Source organism: Amycolatopsis sp. NPDC024027 (assembly GCF_040638975.1).
Lineage (GTDB): Bacteria > Actinomycetota > Actinomycetes > Mycobacteriales > Pseudonocardiaceae > Amycolatopsis.
On record NZ_JBEZYY010000017.1, the window covers coordinates 13,611 to 36,798 of the forward strand.

At 71.3% G+C, this 23,188-nt stretch carries 23 protein-coding genes and 1 pseudogene; 13 read left to right on the forward strand and 11 right to left on the reverse strand.

Translation table 11 applies throughout. The annotated features are described in order from the left end of the window. Window positions 1–47 precede the first annotated feature (47 nt). Window positions 48–845 (forward strand): Scr1 family TA system antitoxin-like transcriptional regulator, encoded by a 798-nt coding sequence (locus AB0F52_RS33910; RefSeq protein WP_360180309.1) that lies wholly within the window; start codon window positions 48–50, stop codon window positions 843–845. Window positions 846–857: 12 nt separating this feature from the next. Beyond that, a complete protein-coding gene (locus AB0F52_RS33915; RefSeq protein WP_360179911.1) occupies window positions 858–1,046 on the forward strand; it encodes a DUF397 domain-containing protein in 189 nt (62 codons plus the stop codon). Here the strand turns inward: AB0F52_RS33915 and AB0F52_RS33920 are convergent. After that, a complete protein-coding gene (locus AB0F52_RS33920; protein ID WP_360179913.1) occupies window positions 1,011–1,529 on the reverse strand; it encodes a hypothetical protein in 519 nt (172 codons plus the stop codon). The genes AB0F52_RS33915 and AB0F52_RS33920 overlap by 36 nt on opposite strands. A gap of 246 nt (window positions 1,530–1,775) precedes the next feature. On the opposite strand from AB0F52_RS33920, the pseudogene AB0F52_RS33925 reads away from it, so the two are divergent. Beyond that, window positions 1,776–2,078, forward strand: a pseudogene (locus tag AB0F52_RS33925) (GtrA family protein); the annotation flags it as partial. A gap of 66 nt (window positions 2,079–2,144) precedes the next feature. Here AB0F52_RS33925 and AB0F52_RS33930 read toward each other — a convergent pair. Beyond that, complete coding sequence (locus AB0F52_RS33930) at window positions 2,145–2,702, reverse strand: GNAT family N-acetyltransferase (RefSeq protein WP_360179915.1); 558 nt, start codon at window positions 2,700–2,702, stop codon at window positions 2,145–2,147. Window positions 2,703–2,797: 95 nt separating this feature from the next. Here AB0F52_RS33930 and AB0F52_RS33935 point away from each other — a divergent pair, with 95 nt between their 5' ends. Further along, window positions 2,798–4,012, forward strand: a complete 1,215-nt coding sequence (locus AB0F52_RS33935; RefSeq protein ID WP_360179917.1) for a crosslink repair DNA glycosylase YcaQ family protein — start codon at window positions 2,798–2,800, stop codon at window positions 4,010–4,012. Window positions 4,013–4,035: 23 nt separating this feature from the next. Here the strand turns inward: AB0F52_RS33935 and AB0F52_RS33940 are convergent, their stop codons facing one another. From AB0F52_RS33940 to AB0F52_RS33970, 7 genes are all read right to left on the reverse strand, one after another. Continuing rightward, entirely contained in the window at window positions 4,036–4,476 is a 441-nt protein-coding gene (locus AB0F52_RS33940; protein ID WP_360179919.1) for a hypothetical protein, read from the reverse strand. Further along, window positions 4,473–5,078, reverse strand: a complete 606-nt coding sequence (locus tag AB0F52_RS33945; protein WP_360179921.1) for a sigma-70 family RNA polymerase sigma factor — start codon at window positions 5,076–5,078, stop codon at window positions 4,473–4,475. Before AB0F52_RS33945 ends, AB0F52_RS33940 begins: the two co-directional genes overlap by 4 nt. Next, the gene (locus AB0F52_RS33950) at window positions 4,999–5,778 is read right to left on the reverse strand and encodes an enoyl-CoA hydratase-related protein (protein ID WP_360179923.1); all 780 of its coding nucleotides are present in this window, start codon (window positions 5,776–5,778) and stop codon (window positions 4,999–5,001) included. The genes AB0F52_RS33945 and AB0F52_RS33950 overlap by 80 nt, the downstream gene beginning before the upstream one ends. A gap of 11 nt (window positions 5,779–5,789) precedes the next feature. Further along, a complete protein-coding gene (locus AB0F52_RS33955; protein ID WP_360179925.1) occupies window positions 5,790–7,037 on the reverse strand; it encodes a hypothetical protein in 1,248 nt (415 codons plus the stop codon). Beyond that, window positions 7,034–8,578, reverse strand: a complete 1,545-nt coding sequence (locus tag AB0F52_RS33960; RefSeq protein ID WP_360179927.1) for an amino acid adenylation domain-containing protein — start codon at window positions 8,576–8,578, stop codon at window positions 7,034–7,036. The genes AB0F52_RS33955 and AB0F52_RS33960 overlap by 4 nt, the downstream gene beginning before the upstream one ends. A gap of 234 nt (window positions 8,579–8,812) precedes the next feature. Continuing rightward, window positions 8,813–9,736 (reverse strand): DUF4097 family beta strand repeat-containing protein, encoded by a 924-nt coding sequence (locus AB0F52_RS33965; protein WP_360179929.1) that lies wholly within the window; start codon window positions 9,734–9,736, stop codon window positions 8,813–8,815. A 12-nt stretch (window positions 9,737–9,748) separates the two neighbouring features. Next, entirely contained in the window at window positions 9,749–10,270 is a 522-nt protein-coding gene (locus tag AB0F52_RS33970) for a toxin-antitoxin system HicB family antitoxin (protein ID WP_360179931.1), read from the reverse strand. A 119-nt stretch (window positions 10,271–10,389) separates the two neighbouring features. On the opposite strand from AB0F52_RS33970, the gene thyX reads away from it, so the two are divergent. The 8 genes from thyX to AB0F52_RS34010 all read left to right on the forward strand — a co-directional run bounded on the left by thyX (window position 10,390) and on the right by AB0F52_RS34010 (window position 19,864). Further along, on the forward strand, window positions 10,390–11,142 hold the full coding sequence (gene thyX, locus AB0F52_RS33975; RefSeq protein ID WP_103335111.1) for an FAD-dependent thymidylate synthase: 753 nt from the start codon (window positions 10,390–10,392) through the stop codon (window positions 11,140–11,142). Then, window positions 11,142–11,537 (forward strand): ACT domain-containing protein, encoded by a 396-nt coding sequence (locus tag AB0F52_RS33980; protein WP_360179933.1) that lies wholly within the window; start codon window positions 11,142–11,144, stop codon window positions 11,535–11,537. Before thyX ends, AB0F52_RS33980 begins: the two co-directional genes overlap by 1 nt. Before the next feature lie 201 nt (window positions 11,538–11,738). Then, entirely contained in the window at window positions 11,739–12,980 is a 1,242-nt protein-coding gene (locus AB0F52_RS33985; RefSeq protein ID WP_360179935.1) for an Nramp family divalent metal transporter, read from the forward strand. Between the two features lie 24 nt (window positions 12,981–13,004). Beyond that, a complete protein-coding gene (locus tag AB0F52_RS33990) occupies window positions 13,005–13,439 on the forward strand; it encodes a hypothetical protein (protein WP_360179937.1) in 435 nt (144 codons plus the stop codon). Window positions 13,440–13,790: 351 nt separating this feature from the next. Beyond that, the gene (locus AB0F52_RS33995; RefSeq protein WP_360179939.1) at window positions 13,791–15,269 is read left to right on the forward strand and encodes a serine/threonine-protein kinase; all 1,479 of its coding nucleotides are present in this window, start codon (window positions 13,791–13,793) and stop codon (window positions 15,267–15,269) included. Between the two features lie 90 nt (window positions 15,270–15,359). Then, entirely contained in the window at window positions 15,360–16,373 is a 1,014-nt protein-coding gene (dapA, locus tag AB0F52_RS34000) for a 4-hydroxy-tetrahydrodipicolinate synthase (RefSeq protein ID WP_360179941.1), read from the forward strand. Next, entirely contained in the window at window positions 16,370–18,067 is a 1,698-nt protein-coding gene (locus AB0F52_RS34005) for a ribonuclease J (protein WP_360179943.1), read from the forward strand. The genes dapA and AB0F52_RS34005 overlap by 4 nt, the downstream gene beginning before the upstream one ends. Window positions 18,068–18,220: 153 nt before the next feature. Then, window positions 18,221–19,864, forward strand: coding sequence for a substrate-binding domain-containing protein (locus AB0F52_RS34010; RefSeq protein ID WP_360179945.1), 1,644 nt, complete (start codon window positions 18,221–18,223; stop codon window positions 19,862–19,864). Between the two features lie 119 nt (window positions 19,865–19,983). Here the strand turns inward: AB0F52_RS34010 and AB0F52_RS34015 are convergent, their stop codons facing one another. Both AB0F52_RS34015 and AB0F52_RS34020 read right to left on the reverse strand, forming a co-directional pair. Continuing rightward, entirely contained in the window at window positions 19,984–21,360 is a 1,377-nt protein-coding gene (locus AB0F52_RS34015) for an amino acid permease (protein ID WP_360179947.1), read from the reverse strand. A 77-nt stretch (window positions 21,361–21,437) separates the two neighbouring features. After that, window positions 21,438–22,385: an EamA family transporter gene (locus AB0F52_RS34020; protein ID WP_360179949.1), complete on the reverse strand. Its 948-nt coding sequence runs from the start codon at window positions 22,383–22,385 to the stop codon at window positions 21,438–21,440. Between the two features lie 203 nt (window positions 22,386–22,588). Here AB0F52_RS34020 and AB0F52_RS34025 point away from each other — a divergent pair, with 203 nt between their 5' ends. Further along, entirely contained in the window at window positions 22,589–23,170 is a 582-nt protein-coding gene (locus tag AB0F52_RS34025; RefSeq protein WP_360179951.1) for a hypothetical protein, read from the forward strand. Window positions 23,171–23,188: the final 18 nt, after the last annotated feature.

Here is a 23,188-nt window from a genome sequence, read left to right on the forward strand (position 1 = left end):
GCATCGCCCGCATGAAACCGACTTCGTCTTCTCCCGGTTCACGGGCGTTGTCCGCGTCGCTGCGCGAGGTGCGTGAAGCGCGGAAGTTCGGGTTGCGCGAGCTGGCTCGGGCCCTGGAAGTGGATCCGCGGTTGCTGTCGCAGTGGGAGCTGGGGATCCGGGTGCCGCCGGTCGAGGAGGTTGCGCGGATTCTCGGGTACCTGCGGGTGGATCGGGCCGTGACCAACCGGATTCTGGCCTTGGTGCAGCACGTGAAGGATCCCAACTGGCTGGACTCCAACCCGGCCGACCTGCCTGCCGCGCTCACCGGGGTGATGCAGTGCGAGCGGTCGGCGAGCTTGATCACCAACTGGTCCCCGCAGATCATTCCCGGGCTCCTGCAGACTCCCGACTATGCCCGCACTCTTCTCTCCGCCTCCGAGACCAAGACGGAGGTGGTCGATGCGCGGCTGGTGGCCCGGCTGAAACGCCAGCGGATCCTCTCGGGATATGAGCCGGTTCGACTCAAGGCCATCATCTCCGAACTGGCGATTCGTGAGGTGGTCGGAGAAGCAGGCACCATGTCCGATCAGATCGACCACCTCCTCGCCTTAGCTGTTACATCTAACATTTCAGTGCGCATCGTGCCCGCGGATGTGGGTTACCACCCCGGCAAGATCGGCATGTTCGCTCTCTACGACTTCCCCAGCGATCCGTCGATCGTGTTCCTCGAGCACCACCACGCCAGCGCCTTCGTCAACGGGTTGGAGGCTATCGCGAGCTACCGCAAGCTCGTTAAAGTCTTGCTGGACAAGGCATTGTCCGAAGATGTCTCGCGAGAACTGCTTCGGGAGGCAGCGCGATAGGTCGGAGGCAGCGTGTCGACGTGGCGGAAGTCGAGCTATACGGCAAACATCGAATGCGTCGAGGTTCTCCTCGCCGAGACTGTTGGTGTGCGCGACACGAAAGCCCGTCACCTGGGCCAGCTCACCGTCTCGCGCGCCGCGTGGACCGCGTTGATCTCGGCGTGCTCAGTGGTGCAGCCACCCCGCGAACACCGCGGGTGAAGCCGCGATCAAACTGAAGCGGATCCACCTTCCGGCGAGCCCCGTCGTCAGGAAGGTCGCGAGCCGCATCCGCACCAGGCCGGCCAGCACGCTCGTCGCCATGAACGGGGGCAGGCCGACCAGGGAGCTCACTCCATACGTCCCGGCCATCCAGTGCGGGTGCCGGTGGCAGCGCTCACGCAGCCCGTCGACCCACCCGCGGATCCGCTTGGTCCGCAGCTGCCAGCGCACGCGCCGGGGCGTCATCGGGCGCTCCCTGTGCAGCCGGTCGTGCAGCGGCTTCGGCAGCTTGATCGTCCCGCGCGCGGCCAGGTAGTACAGGGTCTTCCCGGCGATCTGCCCGACGGCCACCGCCGCCCCGAGCCACAGCCAGTGCAGTCCGGGCTGGCTCGCGCACAACCCGAGCAGGAAGACCTCGGCGTTGATCAGCGGCACGATGGCCGAACCGAACGCGACGCCCAGCGTCAGCAGGATCCAGCTCATCGTGTCACCTCCTGAAAATCGCTCGCGTTCTTCCAAGTTATCAGTTCGAAATCTCCGTGCACTGGTGTTGGCCCCACCTTTCGGCCGGTGGTCCGCACCAGAAGATCACCTGCCGGACGGCTTCCCGTCACTCTCCGCCGGAACACTGACGGGGTGGCCGCCGAGCAACCCCGTACGCCCGCTGACCGGTTCGGCGCCCTGTGCCGCGCCGTCGTGCGCGTGCTGCCCCTGGGTCTGTCGCGGATCGTGGCGCCGACTTTTCTCGGGTTCTGCCTGATCAACGGGTTCACGTTCGGTGTCGACCTCACGCTGCTGACCGTCTTCCACGGCGTGCTCGGCTGGCCGGTGTGGCTGGCGATCACGCTGGCGTACGTCTGTGCGTTCGGGCTGAGCTTCGCGCTGAACCGGACGTTCAACTTCCATTCCCACGCCGCCGTCGGAACCCAGCTGGCGCTTTACATAGGTGCGATTGCTGTCAATTACGCGGCGTTCCTGCTGGGTGTGGGCGCGGGGCTGACGGCGCTGGGCGTCGAATACCACGTCTCGCGGGTGCTCGCGGGCGTGGGCGAGGGCGTGTTCATGTACGCCGTGATGCGGTGGGTGATCTTCCGCGACTCAGGCCAGGGACAGGTCGAGGGTGCCGGTGAGCCGGACCTCGCGGAGGGTGCGCTCGCCGGTGTCGAGGGTGCGGACGGTGCCGTCGGGGTTCCAGCCGGCCCGGCGGTAGAAGCCGAGGGTGGCGTGGTCGCCCTGGGCGACCCAGGCGATGCCCCGGGAGGCGCCGTCGGCCCGCAGGCCCGCGGCGGCCGTCGCGAGTAGCCGTCCGGCGTGCCCGCGGCGCCCCCAGCGCGGCTCGACGAGCAGGGTGGCGATCAGCCCGGTGGTCGCGGCGTCCTCGGGCAGGCTGCCGTCCGCGGCGGCGACCTCGTCTTCGGGGGCCTGGCCGGCGACGCAGAAGCCGACGGTGAACTCGCCCTCGGTGGCTACGTAGACGAGGCTGCCGGGGTAGTCGATGGTCTCGGTCCAGGTGCCGGCGAGGTCGGTGGCGTCCAGCTGCGCGAGGGCCTGCTTGCCGAGCAGGTCCTCGTAGGCGGCGTGCCAGGTTTCGCGCTGGATGCGGGCGATCTCCGCGGCGTCGGACAGATCGGCGGGACGGACGGCGGCGTCGCTCATGCCGCAGAAATTAGCGCAGCTCCTCCGCCAGGTGCGGTGGTGGGGCACGGATGGTGCCGGTTTTTGTCGGTGGTGGGTGGCACCATGAGCTCACCATGCAAACGATCAGCGTCTCGACGGCCCGGAAGACGTTCCTGGCCGCACAGGGCTTCACCGACCCGCGTCCGTCCGGCGTCCCTTCGCGGCAGCACCTGAAACGGGTGTTGTCGCGGGTCCAGCTGCTGCAGCTGGATTCCGTGAACGTCGCGGTCCGGGCGCACTACATGCCGGTGTTCTCGCGGCTGGGCGCGTACGACCCGGCGCTGCTCGACGAAGCGGCGTGGGCACACTCGGCGCGTCGCCCGCGGATGCTGGTGGAGACGTGGGCGCACGAGGCGAGCCTGCTCCCGATCGAGGACTGGCCCTTGATCCGCTCGGGCGCCAAGCGCGACGGCTGGTGGCGGCACTACGGGCCGTTGATCGAGAAGTCGCCGGGCCTGGTCGAGGAGATCCTGTCGGTGGTGAAGGAGCTGGGCCCGATCGGGGCGGGCGGCATCGAGCGGGCGGTGGAGGCGGACGCCCAGCGGCGCGGCCCGGGCTCGTGGTGGGAGCGCTCGGAGGTCAAGCGCGTCTGCGAGTACCTGTTCGGCATCGGCCAGCTGACCACGGGCACGCGGCGGTCGTTCGAGCGGCTCTACGACCTGACCGAGCGGGTGGTCCCGCCGGAGATCCTGGCCCGCTCGGTGTCCGCGGAGGAGGGCGCGCGGGGCTTGATCTCGCGTTCGGCGCGGGCGCTGGGGGTGGCGACGGAGACGGACCTGCGCGACTACTACCGCCTCGGCCCGGCCCCGGCCCGCCAGGCGGTGGCGGAGCTGGTGGAGGCGGGAGAGCTGGAGCCGGTAGCGGTCCGCGGCTGGAAGCAGGTGGCGTATCGGCATGCGTCGGCCCGGACGCCGCGGAACGTGGTGGGCCGGGCGTTGCTGTGCCCGTTCGACCCGCTGATCTGGGAGCGGGCCCGGACCGAGCGGTTGTTCGGGTTCCACTACCGGATCGAGATCTACGTCCCGGAGCCGAAGAGGGTGTACGGGTACTACGTGTTCCCGTTCCTCCTGGACGGCTCGCTCGTCGCCCGGGTGGACCTGAAGGCCGACCGCGCGGCGGGGGTGCTGCGGGTCCAGGGAGCATTCGCGGAGGAGGACGCCGACGTGGCCAGGGTGCTGCCCGAGCTGGCGGCGGAGCTGCGGCACATGGCGGAGTGGCTGGGTTTGTCGGGCGTGACGGTCGGCGCACGCGGAGACCTGGCCCCGGCGCTGAGGAACCTGCTCCGCTAGACCCCGCCCCAAGGTCGCGACCTTCAGTGCGGCGGCGCACCACCTGATTCGAGGCGGGCTGGATCGAGCCCCGCGCTCGGCGTAGTGGCCGGGGCCGGCGTCGTCCGGTCGATCCGCGGATCTGGCGAACACCCGTGCGCGAACAACCGCGAACCGGCCACCGCCCCCGCCAGTGCCGCGCCCGCCAGCGCCGCCGCCACCCGGGCCCGGCCGCGCCGTCGCGAATCCCTGACCGCCCGCACCAATCCCGGCACCAGCGAGGCCCGCGGCGAAACCGGCTCCAGCAGCTCCACCGAAGTCTCCCGCGGCACCACCGAAAGGATCCCCGGCATCCCCGCGAACGAAGCCACCGCCGCCGCGCAGGCGACGCAACACCCCAAGTGCCCTTCGTACTCCCGGCGCTCGGCGGGGGACAGGGCGCCGAGGACGTACGCCGCGTCCCAGTCGCGGTACGGATCGCTCAACGCCTCGTCAACCCCCTCTCCTGCAACGCCAGCCGCAACGCGCGCAAGCCGTAGAACAACCTGGAGCGCACCGTTCCCTCCGGCACCTCCAGCTCCACCGCCAGCTCGGCGACCGACTGCCCCATGTAGTACGCGCGGACGATCACCGTCCGGTGGTCCGGGGTCAGCTGCGTCAGCACGTCCGTGATCACCCACGCGTCCAGGGCCGAGTCGATCGGGTCGGTGCGGGACTCCTCCGGGACGCACGGCGACCGCACCTCCCGGCGCGAGCGCGCACTCCGGCGCTCGTCGATCACGACGTTGCGCGCCACCGTGAACAGCCACGCGCGCGACGCCGGCTCGCCCTGCTCGAGGATCTCCGGGCTGTTCCACAGGCGCAGCAAGGATTCCTGGACGACGTCCTGGGCGAGCTGGTCGTCGCCGGTCAGGCGCAGGGCGTACCGCCACAGGGCCGGGGCGTGCTCGTCGTGCAGCGCCCGCAGCAGCGCCGTGTGCGTCTCGTTGATGGCGCACCGACCCCGGTCAGCGCCCGAACACCGGTTCGCGTTTCGCGAGGAACGCCCCGGTGCCTTCGCGCATATCGGGACTCGTGAACGCCGCACGGAACGCCGAGAGCTCCAGCTCCAGGGCGTCCTCCACCGGCCGCCCGCGGCCGGCGTTCACCGCCTCCTTCGCCAGCGCCACCGCGTCGCGCGAGTTGCGCGACACCGCCGTGATCGTCGCGCGGGCCCCGGCGAGCATGGCTTCGCGGCTGTCGAACAGCTCGGTGACCAGCCCGATCCGCTGCGCCTCGGCCGCGTCGACGTGCCGGCCGGTGAAGATCAGCTCGCGGGCGCGGCCCGGCCCCACCAGACGGGGCAGCCGGACGCAGCCGCCGAACCCGGGGATCAGCCCGAGCAGGACCTCCGGCTGGCCGAAGACCGCCTTCGGGGTCGCGTAGACGAAGTCGCACGCGAGTGCGAGTTCGCAGCCGCCGCCCAGCGCATAGCCGTCCACGCAGGCGATCACCGGCACCGGCAGCTCCTCCAACGCCCGGGTGACCTCCTGGCCGAGCGCGCCGAACCGCGCGCCCTCGTCGGGATCCAGCGCCGCCATCTCGCGGATGTCGGCCCCCGCGACGAACGCCGGCCCCGGCGCGCCGGTGAGCACGACCCCCGCGACCGCCGGGTCTTCCCCCAGCGACGAGCACACCGCGAGCAGTTCGGTGAGCACCTGGGACGACAGCGCGTTGCGGGCCCGCGGCCGGTCCACGGTCACGGTCGCGACGGGTGCCTGCAGGTCGACTACGACGGTCCGGTCCACAGCTGTCTCCCTCACGAGTCCCAGATCGCGCCGAAGGCCGGAATCCCGCGGGCTTCCAGCGCCTCGACGACGTGCCACGTTGTCTTCTTGTTCGAAATGCAGATCACGGCTTCCGCGTCGAAGTCCCGGTGCGCGCTCAGGGCGAGTTCGACCAGATCGGGTTTGCCGGCGCCGTCGGTGTCCCACACGACGGCGTCCGGCTGGACGGCGAGGATTTCGTCGACGAGCTCGTCGCCGTAGGTGCGCCGGGGGTGGCGGGTCGACCAGACGAGCCGAGCGGGCGTCTCGCCGGAGAGCAGGTGCGGCAGGCACGGGCCGATCCCGCTGCCGGTCGCCACCCAGACCACCCGGCGGAACAGCTTGTCGATGTTGCCCACCCCGGCGGTCGGGATGCCCTTCACCCACAGGTGCGAGGGCAGGTCGTCGATCAGGGCGCCGGTCCAGTCGCCGGCCCGGGACACGGTCAGCCGGAACCCGGCGCGCCCGGGCGCGGGCACGTTGGCGAAGGAATGCCACTCCAGCAACGGGTTCCGGCTCAGCGCCGTCGACGAGCCGGCGAACGGCGTCACGCCGTAGTCGAACGACAGCAGCGCCACGTGCGGCGAGGGCCGGGAAATCCGCACCGGTACCCGCCGCAGCCGCAGCCACGGCAGCGCCACGCTCGTGACGACGACCAGCAGCACCCAGAACGGGCCCGAGCCCACGAAGTCCGGGCCGCCCAGCAGCGCCGAGTGGACGGTGAACAGCACCAGCAGCGTCCAGCCGCCGAACCGGTGGGAGCGCTCGAACAGGTCGTGCCGGCGCGCCCGCACCCGGGGCAGCGCGAACACGACCACGACGGCGAGGACCCCCGCGATCGCCCAGCTGGTCAGCAGCAGGGCCACCGGCCCGCCGCGGGCGGTCAGCACGCCGGTGAGCACGAGGAACCAGCCGGTGGCGCAGAGCGTGCCGCCGACGTGCAGCCCGGCGAAGTGGTAGACCTTGCCCAGCGTCCAGCGCAGCCGCAGCGACCGCCGCACCGGCGCGGCGGTGGCCAGCCGGAACAGCAGGTTGATCACCAGCTGCTGGCGGATCAGCACGGCCAGTGCCAGGTTCCCGAGCACCAGCCAAGGGAGGACGGCAATGTCGAGCGGACCGGCGGTGGCGGCGACGGCGTTGCCCACGACCACCGCCCCGGCCAGCCGGTTGTGGTGGGTCCACGGCCGGCGCTTCAGCCGGGCCCGCACGGATTCCGGCGTGGCGGGGAGCGTGGCGGTCATGCCACCGTCTCCGCCGGCTCGCAGCTGTCCAACCGCGACAACAGGGCCCGCCGGTCGACCTTGCCGCGTTCGGTGAGCGGCAGGTGGTCCACCGGGACGATCATCGCGGGCACGCTGTAGTACGGCAACGCGGCTTCGGCCGAACGCCGGATGAGCTCCGGCTCGGCGGTCGAGGGGGTCACGAAGCCGACGAGCCCGCCGTCGTAGAGCACGGTGGCCGCCCGGTCGCAGCCCGGGGCGCGTTCCAGCGTCGCGGTGACCGCGTCCAGTTCGACGCGGAAGCCGCGCACCTTGACCTGGTCGTCGGTCCGCCCGTGGTGCTCCAGCTGGCCGTCGGGGGTCCACCGGACGAGGTCCCGGGTGCGGAACATCCGGTGCGCGCCGCCGAGGAACGGGTCCGGCCGGTAGCGCTCGGCGGTGAGGACGTCGTTTCCGGCGTAGCCCGCGGTGACGCACGCGCCGCCCGCCCACATCTCGCCGGCCTCCCCGATCGCGCACGGTCTCAGCTCGTCGTCGAGCACGTACACCGTGGTGTTCGGCACCGGACGGCCGATCGTCAGCTCGCCGAGCCGGGGATCGTAGCGCTGCACGGTGTTGACGATGGTCACTTCGGTGGGGCCGCACGCGTTGTGGAAACTCGCCCGCCGCGCCCAGGCCTCGGCCAGCGCGGCCGGGCACCGCTCGCCCGCCACGGCGACGGTCCGCACCCGCGGGCACGCCCTCGGATCCACTGTGGACAGTACGCCGGGGGTGGCGATGAGGACGTCGGCCGCGCGGGCGGTCTCCTCGATGTCCTTGCCGCGGATCACCAGGCAGCCGCCGTGGGAAAGGGTACCGAGGATTTCCCAGGCGGCCATGTCGAAGGCGATGTTCAGCAGCTGCGCCACCCGGTCGCCGGGCCGGATGCCGAGCGAGCCCGGGGCGGTCAGCAGAACGTTGCCGAGGTTTGCGTGGGTGACCCGCACGCCGTTGGGCCGTCCGGTCGTGCCGGACGTGAAGATCACCATCGCGGTGCCGCCGCCCTCCGGCGGGGGCGGGGCGCACCGGTCGTGCGGGGGGTGTTCGCCGTCGATGGCGACGACCCGGCCGAGGCCCGCGGGCAGCGCGCCGGCGTGCTCGCGCGTGGTCAGGACGACGTCGATGCCCGCGGTGGCCACGATGTGCCGCAGCTGCGTCGCGGGCGTGATCCGGATGTCCTGCGGCACGTACGCCGCGCCGGCGCGCAGCACGGCGAGGATGCCGACCACCATCGGGATCGACCGGGTGAGGAACAGGCCGACGTGGTGCCCGGGCCGCACGCCGAGCCCGGCGAGCGCGGCCGCGAGTGATGCCGACCGCCGATCGAGTTCGGCGTAGGTGAGCGATGCACCCGAGTGCAGCACGGCCGGTGCGTCCGGACGGGCCCGCGCCTGCGCCGATATGGCGTCATGAATGCGGCGGAACGGGACTCCGGCGGCCTTTCCGGTGCCGAACCGCTGGAACAGCGTGCGGTCGGCGGTGGTCAGTCCGTGCAGCGAGGAGGGTCGGATCAGCGCGGTCACTCGGTCACCTTTCGCCAGGCCGGCGCGGTCAACCGATGGGAACGAGACAGCCTGCCGATTTGTTCAAGGCCGATCCGAGAAAATCAGCGGTTCTCCGGGTGTAACCAGGCGAAACGGTTTTTCGACGGATTCATCCATCGTTCGCCGGATTTCTGTGAGGCACTTTCTCTGGTATTTCGCGCGAACGGGCCGTCCCCGGCACCCCCGCCGGGAACGGCCCGTTCATCCCCCTGTTCAGCCCGCCGCGCGCGTCACCACGGCGTTGCCGGTGCCGGTGCGGGCTCGGACCTTCAGTTTCACGCCGCCCTCGGGGGCGCTGTCGGCGACGTCCAGCTCGCTGGAGACGCGGCCGCCGCTGGAGGTCAGGTCGACCTCGGCGGAGGTCCCGCCGCGGATGCCGATCCGGACCTCGCCCGAGCCGGTGATCAGGTCGAGCGAGCCCGAGGCGGCGTCGGCCACCGACAGGTCGCCGCTGCCGGTGCGGGCCATCACCTCGCCGGAGACCGCGCCCAGCCAGACGTCGCCGGTGCCGGTGGCCAGCGTCGCGGACCCGCTGATCGACGACGCCTCGACGGGGCCGCTGCCGCTGCGCAGCTGCAGCCCGCCCAGCGTCGGGCCGAGCTTGACGGCGCCGCTGCCGGTGCGGATGGTGGCCGAGCCGTCGGCGCGGTCGAGCTTGACCTCGCCGGAGCCGGTCAGCAGGTCGACGCGGCCGGCCGAGCCGGTGACGGTGACGTCCGCCGCGCCCGCCCGCACCTCGACGTGCGAGCCCGCCGGCGCGTGGACCTTCACCGCGAGCGCGACGTTGCGCAGCTGCCACGCCTTCGGTGCCTGGACGACCAGGCGGTTGCCGAGCTTCTCGATCCGGCTCTGCCGCACGGCTTCGGCGGGGGAGGCGCCCGGGTCGACGCCCAGCTGGTCGCCGAAGCGCTCGCCGACCCAGGACAGCAGGCTGTTGACCCCCGCCACCCACGGCTGCTGCTCGCCCTGGTCGTGCCGCAGCTCCACGCGGGCGCCGGAGTCGCCTTCGAGGACGACCTCGACGCGGCCGATCGTCACGCTGACGTCGAGCTCCAGCGGGACGTCGGTCTCGAACTCGTCGATCCGGACCAGTTCGTCGTTCGGCTCTTCGGCCGGTGTGGTCTGTTCTTCACTCATCGTCTCGTCCCCTCAGCCTTCGACCCAGCCGTGCAGGTGTGACCCGCTCCCGCCGCGGTCGCCTTTACCCTGGTGCTTGTGGCCCCCGCCGCCGAGCGCGCCGTGGCCCAGTGCGCCCTGCACCGCCTGCGAAACGAAGGTGTTCAGCGAGACGCCCTGGGCGGCAGCCGCGCGTTCGGCCTGGCCCTTGATCTGCTCGACCAGCCGGAGGGTGATCCGGCTGATGTCACCGCCGTCGATCGGCGGCGGTGGTGTGGTGTCACGTGGTGTCGCGCGTGACGTCGTCTCCTCGGCGGCGCCGGTGACGACCACCCGCACGTCCCGGCCGTCGAGCCGGACGTCCACCACCTGGCCCGGCAACGCGGCCGTGACCTCGGCGGCGAGGTCGGCGAGGGCGTTCATCAGCGTCAGGCGGACGGCGGGTTCGAGCGCGGAGGACAGCAGCGCGGCCGCCCGCCGGGTGTGCTCGTCCCCGGCGGCAGCCGTGTTCGCGAGGTCCTCGCGAAGGTTGGCGATGTACGGCGTCAAGTCCATGACACCACTATGACGTCATATCTGGTGTCAGTCAAGGCGGCCGGTGGTGTCACGTGTCCCCCGGGAGTGACCGCCCTCACGCGGTTAGGCTGCGCGGGAGCCGGAGAAGGAGTGCTGACGTGACCGCAACCGTGTCACCCAGAGTGCAGCTGATCGCGAAAACGGAGTTCTTCCCGCCCGGGGACGTGCCGTGGTCGACCGACGCGGACGGCGGGGAAGCGCTCGCCGAGTTCGCCGGCCGCGCCTGCTACCAGTCGTGGAAGAAGCCGAACCCGGCCACCGCGACCAACGCCGGCTACCTCGAGCACATCATCGACGTCGGCCACCTTTCGGTGCTGGAGCACGGTTCGGTGACCTTCTACATCACCGGCATCTCCCGGTCCCTGACCCACGAGCTGATCCGGCACCGCCACTTCTCCTACTCCCAGCTTTCGCAGCGGTACGTCCCGGAGCGCGATGCCGAGTTCGTCGAGCCGGAGATCATCGCGAACGACCCGGTGCTGCACGAGAAGTTCCTCGCCGCGACCCGGGCGAGCGTCGACGCCTACACCGAGCTGCTGGCCGGGCTCGAGGAGAAGTTCGCCGACGTCCCGAGCGCGACCCTGCGCCGCAAGCAGGCCCGCCAGGCCGCCCGCGCGGTGCTGCCGAACGCGACCGAAACCCGCATCGTCGTCACCGGGAACTACCGCGCCTGGCGGCACTTCGTCGCGATGCGCGCGACCGAGCACGCCGACGTCGAAATCCGCGAGCTGGCCGTGGAATGCCTGCGGCAGCTGCAGAAGGCCGCGGCGAACGTGTTCGCGGACTTCACCATCTCGACGTTGCCGGACGGCACCGAGATCGCCACGAGCCCGAAGGTGCTGGAAGGCTGATGAAACGACTTGCGATCGACGTCCGGCCCGGCGAGTACGCCGTCGTGCGGCTGCCCGCGGACGCCGCGGTGCCCGCCGAGCTCTTCGCGCCCGGCGAAGCGTTCGTCTCGGTGACCAGGACGCCCGAAGAACTGTCGGTGATCTGCCCGGCCGGCCGCGAACCGGCCGGGTCCACGGCCGCAGAGGACGGTTGGCGGCTGCTGTCGGTCCGCGGCCCGCTGGAGTTCACGCTCACCGGCATCATCGCCGCGCTGGCCTCGGAGCTGGCCGCGGCCGGGGTCACGCTGTTCTCGATGTCGACGTTCGACACCGACCACATCCTGGTCCGCGCCGGCGACCTCGACGACGCGGTCACGGCGCTGCGCGACTCCGGCCACGAGGTCGCCCACGCCTGACTCCCACCCTGCCGCCGATGCCGCGAATGACTCATTCGGGACCTCAGAGGTCCCGAATGAGTCATTCGCGACGCTTTTCGCCGCCGCCGATCGGGGTATCCAGGGTCGTGGGTGGGCGTGGTCACCCTTGAAAAACAAAGTTCGGCATGCCTAAACTTCGGTTTTGGGTTCCCGACATCCGGTTTTCGAGAGGTGGGCGTCATGGCTGTGACCGAGGCTGTCCGGCCGGGACTGGTGACCCGCCTGCGCACCGGGTCGGCCCTGCTCGGGCCGGCGTTCGTCGCCGCCATCGCCTACGTCGACCCGGGGAACGTCGCCTCGAACATCAGCGCCGGCGCCCGCTACGGTTACCTGCTGGTCTGGGTGATCGTCGCGGCGAACCTGATGGCCGTGCTGGTGCAGTACCTGTCGGCGAAGCTCGGGCTGATCAGCGGCATGTCGCTGCCGGAGGCCCTCCGCGCCCGCCTGTCCCGCCGAGCGCGGCTGGCCTACTGGGCGCAGGCGGAGATCGTCGCCATCGCCACCGACCTGGCCGAGGTGGTCGGCGGCGCGATCGCGCTCAACCTGCTGTTCGACCTCCCGCTCGTCGTCGGCGGCCTGATCACCGGCGCGGTCTCGCTGACGCTGCTGGCGGTCCAGGACCGCGGCGGCCAGCGCACGTTCGAGCGGGTCGTCACCGGCCTGCTGGCGGTGATCGCGGTCGGTTTCCTGGCCAGCCTGTTCGTCGAACCGCCGTCGCCCACGGAAACCCTCGGCGGCCTGCTCCCGAGGTTCGACGGCGCGGGCAGCATCCTCATCGCGGCGGCCATGCTCGGCGCGACCGTGATGCCGCACGCGGTCTACCTGCACTCGGGCCTGGTCCGCGACCGCCACGGCCGTCCCGAGGGCCTGCAACGCCGCCGCCTGTTGCGCGCGACGCGCGCCGACGTCGGCTTGGCGATGCTCCTGGCGGGCGCGGTGAACCTGGGCATGCTGCTGCTGGCCGCGACGAACCTCCAGGGCCAGGCGGGCGTCGACAGCATCGAGGGCGCGCACGGCGCGGTCTCCTCGGCACTCGGCCCGGGCATCGCGCTGCTGTTCGCGATCGGCCTGCTGGCGTCGGGCCTGGCCTCGACGTCGGTGGGCGCGTACGCGGGCGCGATGATCATGCAGGGGTTGCTGCACAAGCGAATTCCGCTGGTCCTGCGTCGTCTGGTGACCCTGACGCCGGCGATCGTGGTGCTCGCGCTGGGCGCCGACCCGAGCACCGCACTGGTGGTGTCCCAGGTGGTGTTGTCGTTCGGGATCCCGTTCGCGCTGGTGCCGTTGATTCGCCTGACGGCCGACCGTGATCTGATGGGGGAGGACACGAACCGCCGCTCGACGACGGTCGCGGCCTCGGTGATCGCGGCGATCATCATCGCTCTCAACCTGGTGCTCATCTACCTCACGGTCACCGGTTGACCCACGGAACGGGGAAACGCGGCCATGGCCTGGACCTTCGCCCTCAACGCCGAATGCGGGGATCGCGAGACCCACGCCCGCGACCTGGCGCGGCACTTCGACGGCTGGCCGGCGGGTGTCTTCAGCCGTGACAACGCCTGGTGGTGCGGGATCGCGCCGGACGGCCTCAGCCGCACCGGCGCGCACACCGACGAGGAAGCGGTGGCGATGACCGCGGCCGGACGCCGGCTCTACTGGCTGCTCCGGATCGCGCCGCCGGTCTACCGCTACGCGCTCGCCGGCATCGAGACCGCCCGGTTCCGCAGCTACGACGAGCTGATGGCGGAGAAGGACCTGACGATCTTCCCGGGCCTCGTCGTCGCCGAGGACATCTGGATCCGGACGGGCAAGCGCGCCGAGTTCAGCGACTTCGCCCCCGGCTACCGCTGGCTCCCCTACCACGGCGAAACCCGCCGCTGACCAACCGCCCGACAACCCTAGGAGTAACTGCCTCATCGATGTGTCAGTTATCGCTAGGGTTGGAGAGCGAGAGTCGGCGCCACACGCAATCTCGAACTGCTGCTGACACGAGTACCCGGGTCCGGGGCACGGCCGCGGGATGTCCCGGTCGGCGAGCCGACCGTCAGGTACGCGAGTCGGCCCTTCAAACACGCGTGTCGTCCCTCCAATTACGCGTGTCGTCCCTCCAGGCACGTGAGTCGACCTTTCAGGCACGCGTGCCGGCCGTTCGGCGGCACGAATTCCGCGGAACCCGCGGCGCCCCGCGACGGTCGGACTAGCATCTGCGCGACCGCCGCCCGAAGGAGCACCGTGACCGACGAACAGACCCGGCCCTACCCGCCGCAGGCGCCCAGCACGCCTGGTCAGCGGGTCGTCGCGGGCCGCTACCTCCTGCTCGGCGAACTCGGCCGGGGCGGCATGGGCGTCGTGTGGCGGGCGCAGGACCAGGTCATCGGGCGGCAGGTCGCGGTCAAGGAACTGCGGCTGCCCGACGCCGAGTCCGCCGCCGTCTTCTCCGAACGCGCCCTGCGCGAGGTGCGCACCGGCGGCCGGCTCAACGACCCCGCCATCGTCACCGTCTACGACGTCGTCACCGACGGCGGCACCACCTTCATCGTGATGGAGCTCGTCGAAGCGCCCAGCCTCGCCGACCTCGTGCGGCAGCGGGGCCCGATGCCCGCCGCGCAGGCCGCCCAGCTGGGGGAGCGGGTGCTCGCCGCGCTGCAGGCCGCCCACGCGGCCGGGATCGTGCACCGGGACGTCAAGCCCGCGAACATCCTCGTCGCGCCGGACGGCCGCGTGAAGCTCACCGACTTCGGCATCGCCCACGCCGTCGACGACCCGCGGCTGACCACCAGCGGCATGATCGTCGGCTCACCGGCCTTCATGGCGCCGGAGCGCGTCGAAGGCCGGGAAGCGATGCCCGCCTCCGACCTGTGGTCCCTCGGGGCGACGCTGTTCTACGCCGTCGAAGGCTCGATCCCGTTCGAGCGCGCGACCACCGCCGCGACGCTGCACGCGATCATGACCGAGATCCCGTACCTCACCCGCGGCCAGGGCCCGATCGCCGCGGCCATCCTCGGCCTCCTCGTCACCAACCCGGACGTGCGGCTGACCGCGGCCCAGGCCCAGAACCTGCTGACCACGGCGCAGGGCGTCCGGCCGACCCCGCCGCGCGGCACCGCGATGCTCGGCGCCGCCGCGCCGCAGCCGCCGAAGAAGACCCACCGCGCCCTGTGGCTCACGGCTGCGGCCGTCCTGGTCGTGGCGGCCCTGGTCGGCGGCTTCTTCGCGGGCAAGGCGTACGAGACGCCCGTCGTCGACAAGCAGAAGCAGCCGACCATGACCTACGGCGTCGGCGGGCAGATCCGCGTGAACATCAACGACTACTACCGCTGCTACAACGGGCCCGTCCAAGACGGCGCGATCATCAGCAAGGACGACAACCAGGCCGAATGCGGCAACGCGCACACCTTGGAGGTCTACGAGATCGGTGGCCTGCTGTCGGTCGAGAACTGGACCTCCGACGACGCCAAGGTCGCGGCCTACCCCGGCCTGCCCGCGGTGACGGCGAGCGCCGAGGCGGCGTGCGCGACCGCGTTCCGGTCGTCGATCGTGCCCGAGGTCAAGCGGCCGGACCTCACCTACCGAGCGCTCGTGCCCACCGAAACCGAGTGGCGCAGGGTCCCGGAGAAGCCCGGTGAAGAGCCCAGCCGCGCGTTCTACTGCGTGCTCGCCCGCGCCGACGGCGGTCCCGTCACCGCGCCGATCGTGACCAAGGTCAAGTAGAAGTTCCGCGACGAGCGGCCGACCCCGGGAAATCCTCCTGGTGACCAGGTCGGCGCGGTTTTCGTCGGACCGGCGAGGTACCGTCTCCCCATGTCCAACCCACCTACCGCAGCGCCCGGACGGCCGTTCGGGCGCGTGCTCACCGCGATGGCCACCCCGTTCGACGCCGACGGCGCGCTGGACCTGAAGCGGGCGCAGGAGCTGGCCGAGCACCTCGTGGAGCTGGGGAACGACGGCCTCGTGGTCAACGGCACCACCGGCGAGAGCCCGACCACGAGCGACGCGGAGAAGCAGCAGCTCATCCGCGCCGTGGTCGAGGCCGTCGGCGACCGCGCGACCGTCGTGGCCGGCGCGGGTACCAACAACACCGCGCACAGCATCGAGCAGGCCAAGCAGGCCGAAGAAGCCGGAGCGCACGGCCTGCTGGTCGTCACGCCGTACTACTCGCGGCCCAGCCAGGCCGGGCTGTACGCGCACTTCACCACCGTCGCCGAAAGCACCGGGCTGCCCGTGCTGCTCTACGACATCCCGCCGCGCTCGGTCGTCCCGATCGAGGTCGACACGCTCCTGCGGCTGGCCGAGCACCCCCGGATCGTCGCGGTCAAGGACGCCAAGGGCGACCTCATCGCCGGCTCCGAGGTGATCGCCAACACCCACCTCGCCTACTACTCCGGCGACGACGGCCTGAACCTGCCGTGGATCTCCGTCGGCGGCGTCGGCGTGGTGAGTGTGATCGGTCACGTCGTCGCGGGCCGGATCCGCGCCATGATCGACGCCTACGAGAACGGCGACACCTCCACCGCGCGCACCAACCACCGCGGCATGCTTCCGGTGCTGCGCGCGATGTCGCGGGTCGGCGGGGTCGCCTTCAGCAAGGCGGCGCTGCGGCTGCGCGGCTTCGACATCGGCGACCCGCGGCTGCCGATCGTCGCGCCGACCACCGAGCAGACGGCCCTGATCGCCGCTGATCTTGCCCAGGGCGGCGTGCCGCTGGGCGACAGGGCGGCTCAGGACTGGCATGGTGAGCGGGTGGCACATGCAGATTCGCGAGCGGCCTACATCGCGCCGACCTCGCACACCAGCGTTGGGACCCTGCCTCGGTGAGCTCACTTCCCCAAGGTCCAGGCCCCACCAACGCCCCGCCCGCACTGCCCGCCGGAGCTCTGCGCGTCGTCGCGCTGGGCGGTATCGGCGAGGTCGGGCGCAACATGACCGTCTTCGAGTACGGCGGCCGGCTGCTCATCGTCGACTGCGGGGTGCTCTTCCCCGAGGACGACCAGCCCGGCGTCGACCTGATCCTGCCCGACTTCCGCGCGATCGAGGACCGCCTGGACGACATCGAGGGTCTGGTGCTCACCCACGGGCACGAAGACCACATCGGTGCCGTCCCGTTCCTCCTGCGCCTGCGGCCGGACCTGCCGATCTACGGCTCGAAGTTCACCAACGCGCTGCTCGCGGCCAAGGCCAAGGAACACCGGCAGCGGCCGAAGCTGATCGAGGTCCGCGAGGGCGAGCGCCGTGACGTCGGCGTCTTCAACCTCGAGTTCTTCGCCGTCAACCACTCCATCCCGGACGCGCTGGCCGTGGCCATCCGCACCCCGGCGGGCGTGGTCCTGCACACCGGCGACATCAAGCTCGACCAGCTCCCGCTCGACGGGCGCCTCACCGACCTGGCCGGCTTCTCCCGGCTCGGCGACGAGGGCGTCGACCTGTTCTGCGTCGACTCGACCAACGCCGAGGTGCCCGGGTTCGTCATGCCCGAGCGCGACATCGGCCCGGTCCTCGACGACGTCATCCGCAAGGTCGACCAGCGCGTGATCGTGGCCTGCTTCGCCAGCCACGTCCACCGCGTCCAGCAGGTTCTCGACGCCGCCCAGCGGCACGGCCGCCGGATCGCCTTCGTCGGCCGGTCGATGGTCCGCAACATGGGCATCGCCGCCGACCTGGGCCTGCTCAACGTGCCGGACGGCCTGCTGGTCGACCTCGACCAGGCGAGCACCCTGCCGGAGAGCAAGGTCCTGTTCGTCTCGACGGGTTCGCAGGGCGAGCCGCTCTCGGCGCTGTCGCGGATGGCGCGCGGCGAGCACCGGCAGATCTCGATCCGCGCGGGCGACACCGTGGTGCTGGCCAGCTCGATGATCCCGGGCAACGAGACCGCGGTGTTCGGCGTGGTCAACGGCCTGACCCGGCTCGGCGCGAACGTCGTCCACCAGGGCAACGCCAAGGTGCACGTGTCCGGGCACGCGTCGGCGGGGGAGCTGCTCTACCTGTACAACGCGGTGCGCCCGAGCAACGTGATGCCGGTCCACGGCGAGTGGAAGCACCTGCGCGCGAACGGCGAGCTGGCCATCCGCACCGGCGTCGCGCCGGACAACGTGGTGATCGCCGAGGACGGCGTGGTCGTCGACCTGGTCGACGGCAAGGCGTCCCGCACCGGCCGCGTCGAGGTCGGGCACGTCTACGTCGACGGCCTTTCGGTCGGCGACGTCGGCGAGTCGACCCTGTCCGACCGCCTGGTGCTGGGCGAGGGCGGGTTCATCTCGATCAGCGTCGCGGTGGATTCGAGCACCGGCCGCCCGGTCAGCGCCCCGACGGTGTCCGGCCGCGGCTTCTCCGACGACCCGAAGGCGCTCGCCGCCGTCGTGCCGCTGGTGGAGATGGAGCTGGCGCGCACGGAGGCCGAGGGCATCACCGACACGCACCGGATCGCGCAGGCGGTCCGCCGGGTGGTCGGCCGCTGGGTGGCCGACACCTACCGCCGCCGCCCGATGATCGTCCCGACGGTCATCCCGGTCTAGCCCTACTCCGAGGCGGTCTTCGGTGCGTTCAACGCACCGAAGGCCGCCTTCGGCGTGAGTTCGCCCGCCTGTTAGGCCGTCCGGCGCACATGCGGTGGGTTTGTTGCGGGCTAACCTTGATCCCCACCCGCCTCGCGCAGAGAGGCCGCGCCGATGGGACGTCATTCGGACGGTAGACGACGCCGGCTGCTCGTGCCTGCCCTGGCGACCGGTCTCGTGCTCGTCCTCGGCGCCGCCGCGTGGGTGACGGTGACGGTCGTGCGGGCCCGGCCGGCGTGCGAGCAGCCCGCGAAGGTTCTCGTCACCGCGTCCGCGGACATCGCGCCCGCGCTGTCACTCGTCGCGCACGGCCTGGACCTGGGGTGCGGCAGCATCGAGATCCAGACGCGGGAGGCGACGCAGGCGGCCGAGCGCTTGGCCCTCTCGGACGGCAGCCCGCGGCCGCAGGTCTGGGTGCCGGATTCCACGCTCGCGCTGCGCCGCGCCCACCAGCTCGGCGCCTCCGACGTCCCCGAAAGCGGGGCGTCGGTGGCGAGCTCGCCGGTGGTGCTCGCGGTCGCCGCGGACGTCGTCAAGGGCCTCGGCTGGCCCGACCACGTGCCCTCCTGGACGGAGGTGCTGGCTGCGCCCGGCGTCGTCCCGGGGATGTCCGACCCGGCGCGCGACGCGGTCGGCGCGATGGCGCTGCTCGGCCTGCGCGACAGCGTCAAGGCGGCGCCCGAGCCTTCGGCCGCGTATGTGGCGACGCTGCGGCGGTTCTCGGCCAACACGCTCGGCGCGGAGACGGAGCTGATCGCGCGGCTGCCGGGCTCGAGCGACAGCGGCGGCACGGCCGCGGTGACGGCGTTCCCCGCGTCGGAGAACGCCTTGCTGCGCCACAACGTCGAGGACCCGAAGTCCCCGCTGGTCGCCGTCTATTCGACGGCGGTGCCCACCTTGGACTACCCGTTCACGGAGCTGGGCGGGATCACCCCGCAGCAGCGCCCCATCGTCGAGGCGCTGCGCAACGCGGTGCTCGGCGACGCGGGAGCGGACGCGATCGCCCGGACGGGCCTGCGCGCGGCGGGCGGCCAGGCGCTGCGCGACCACCCCGACGACCCGAGGGTGCTGCCCGAGGGCATCCGGGTGGAGAGCCTGCCGCCCGAGCCGCTGGTCGACGAGCTGCTCAACCAGTGGGCGGGCGTCAACCTGAGCGCGCGGGTCCAGGTGCTGATCGACGTGTCGGGGTCGATGAACGCGCAGGTCCCGGGGACGAACCTGAACCGCATGCAGGTGACGATGGAGGCGGCGGCGAAGGCGATGCACCTGTTCAAGCCGGCGACCCAGCTGCGCATGCTGGCCTTCTCGACCCGTTTGGACGGCGACAAGGACTACCGCGAGCTGCTCCCGATGGCCTCGGTCGCCCAGCACCTGGCGAGCGGAGCCCTGGACAAGCTGGGCCAGGTGAAGGCCACCCCGGACGGCGGAACGGGCCTGTACGACAGCGTCCTGGACACTTACCGCACGGCCCGCCGTGAATGGGAGCCGGGGCGGTTGAACCTGGTGATCGTGATGACGGACGGCCGCAACGAGGACCCGCACGGGATTTCCCGCGCCGACCTGCTGGCCGAGCTGGCGAAGCTCCAGGACGCCCGCCGTCCGATCCCGCTGATCGGCGTGGGCATCGGCCCGGACGCGGACAAGGCGGAACTGGACCAGCTGACCGCGGCGACCGGGGGGCAGGCGTTCCTGGCCCCGGACCCGGCGAAGATCACGGACGTGTTTTTCGGGGCGCTGTCCCGGCTCGCCGGCGGATGAGGCCGTGATCCGGCGGGCATCACGCGTGTCCCGAGGGGCATCGCCCGTGATCAGCGGGGCATCACCGCGATGCCCCGCCAATCACGCATGATGCCTCCCCAATCACGCGTGATGCCCCTTCAATCACGCGTGATGCCCGCCGGCGCACGGTCGGATCGCCGGCGGATGAGGGCGTAGACGCCGAGGATCACCGCCAAGCTGATCAAGCTCAGGTACAGCTGTGCCCGCGCGTCGGAGTCCACGAACAGCATCGAGGCCACCACGACGAGCGTCAGCACCAGCGTCACCCAGCTCAGCCACGGATAGCCCCACATCCGCAGCTTCAGCGTCTCCGGCGCCGTTTCCTCCAGCCGCCGCCTCATCCGGATCTGTGAGCCGCAGATGATCGCGTACACGAACAGGGCCACCGCGCCCGCCGAATTGATGATGAAGTAGAAGATCTTGTCCGGGGACACGTAGCTCATCACCACCGCCACGTACCCGAACGACGTCGACGCCAGAATCGCCTTCCACGGGACACCCCGCCCGTTCGTGTCCGACACCCACGCCGGGGCCCAGCCGTGGCGGCGCAGCGCGAACAGCATCCGGGATGCCGTGTACAGCCCCGAATTCAGCACCGACAACGCTGCCGTCAGGACCACCGCCGAGACGATGGTCGACGCCGCCGGGACGCCGAAGCGGCCGAACGCCGCCGCGAACGGGCTCGTCTCGCTCGGGATCTCGCGCCACGGGGTGATCATCACCAGCAACGCCACCGAACCCACGTAGAACACGATCACCCGCCAGACGATCGTCGAGGTCGCCTTGCGGACCGCCGTCTCCGGCTGGTCGGACTCCGCCGCCGCGATCGTGACGATCTCCGCGCCGAAGTACGAGAAGATCACGATGACCACGCCGTGCACCACCGAAAACGGCCCGTTCGCGACGAAGCCGTCGAGGCCGATGTTGCCCACCGAGAAGTGCGCGTCCGGCCAGAGCCCGAGCACGAACAGCGTCCCGAGCAGCAGGAAGACGACGATGGTGGCGACCTTGATCGACGCCAGCCAGAACTCCGTCTCGCCGAAGGACCGCGCCGACGCGAGGTTCGTCGCCGTCAGCAGCAGCATCAGCGCCAGCGAAAACACCCACTGCGGCACGCCGGGGATCCAGCCCTGCAGGATCTTCGCGCCCGCGACCGCTTCGAACGCGACCACGCCGACCCAGAAGTACCAGTACAGCCAGCCGATCGTGAAACCCGCCCAGCCGCCGAGGGAGTCACGCGCGTATTCCATGAACGAGCCCAGCGCCGGCGACGCGGTCGCCATCTCGCCGAGCATCCGCATCACCAGCACGACGAGCAGGCCGCCGACGGCGTAGGACAGCACGGCGGCCGGGCCCACGGTGTGGATCACCGCGCCGCTGCCGATGAACAGGCTCGCGCCGATGATGCCGCCGAGGGCGATCATCCGGACGTGCCGCTGCCGCAGGTCGGGCCGCAGCCCGGACTTGGTCGTCAAGGTGCTTCCTCCCCGGATGGGCATCGATCGCGGGAATTCTGCACCCGGGCGAGGTCAGGCGCAGAATTTGCGCAACTTCAGCCGGTGAGGATCGCCGAGTTCCGCTGCACGACGTACGCGCCGCCCAGCAGGATCGCCGACCCGAGCAGCTGCGGCCAGGCGAGCTGCTCGCCCAGCAGCACCCACGCCGCGACCGTCGTGATCACCGGTTCGACGAGCCCGAGCACGCTCGCCACCGACGCCGGCAGGTGCCGCAGCGACGAGATGCCGCAGACGTAGGCGAGGACCGTCGCGACCAGCACCAGCAGGGTCAGCAGCAGCCATACCGGCGGGTGCCAGGTCCCGAACCGGACCTCCGCACCGAGCAGCCCGGCCGGCCACGTCCACGGCGGCGCGACGAAGCTGATCGCGACCGCGCCGATCACCATGCCCCAGGTGACCAGGCCCAGCGGGTCGATGCCGGCCACCGCGCGTTCGCCGAGCAGGAAGTACCCGGCCGAGCACAGCGCCGCGCCGAAGCCGGCCAGCAGGCCGAGCCCGTCGAGGGTGACGCCTTCCCAGACCTGGGCGACCAGCGCGAGCCCGGCCATGGCCAGCGCGATGCCGCCCCACACCGCCCGCGGCAGCCGGTGCCGCCGCACGAACCGCACCCACAGCGCGATGAGCACCGGCGAGACGAACTCCAGCAGGATGGCGATCCCGACCGGGATCCGGCCGGCGGCGACGAAGTAGAGCAGCTGCACACCCGCCACGCCGAGCAGGCCGTACCCGGCCAGGACGGGCAGCTCCGCCCGGCGCACCCGCAGCTTCCGCGGCGCCACCAGCGCCACTCCGGTGAGCAGCACGACGCCCGCCAGTGAGATCCGCGCCGCGGCCACCTGCTCCGGGGTGATCCCGGCGGCCATCACGGACTTGCCCAGGGTGCCCGACGTGCTGAAGAACAGCGCGGCGAGCAGGACGTAGGTGGTCCCGCGGCCCGGGTGGGCGACCCGGGGCGGCGCGAGGACGGGAAGTTCGGTGGTCACCGTCGCGACTGTAGGTGGCCCGGTGTCACCGCCGAAACGATTATCCCGGTTACCCGGGGTTGCGGGTGCCGAGTCTGTTTCGTTACGTCCGGGTCGCAACCGGGCATGGGGGCAGACGTCTTCCGGATGTCGCAAGAAACAGGGGGCCCCGCGATTGTTCGGCGGGGAGTGAGTTTCTTTCTTGATTCGCACACGTATTCGTCGTGCGAAGAATCCTGGAGGGGAAAATGATGGGGAGAATTGCTGCTGCCGTGGGCGTGGCCGCCGGGTTGGCGCTGCTGTCGCCGGGCGTGGCTTCGGCGGCGGACCCGACATCCATGAAGATCACCGTGTCGGGGAGCACGGTGACCATCACGGCGACGTGCGCCACCAGCGGCGTCAAGGCTGAAGTGGGTATCGGTGTGTCCGGCGGGCAGGAGCGGATCGATTACCACGTCATGACGGTTGACGGGAAGAAGCAGTCGTTCACGTTCAAAGGGGTGCGGCCGGGAAACTACGACGCCAACATTTCCTGCATCGAGCACACGGAAGGCTTCGGCGGCCTCATGCGGGCCTTCACTGTCGGGAAGCCCGTCAAGCCCGCCCCGTCGACCCAGCCCGCCAAGCCGGCGGCGAAGCCCGCGCCGCAGGTCGCGGTGAAGCCGCAGGGCGCGCCGCAGACCGGTGGTGGCCCGGCCGACGACGAATCCGCCGCCACGCCGCTCCTCGCGGGCGGGGCGATCGCCCTCGTGGGTGCGGCCGGCGCCGGCGCCTGGGCGCTGCGCCGCCGCGCGGCCCGGCGCTGACCCGACGTCCGGGTGCCG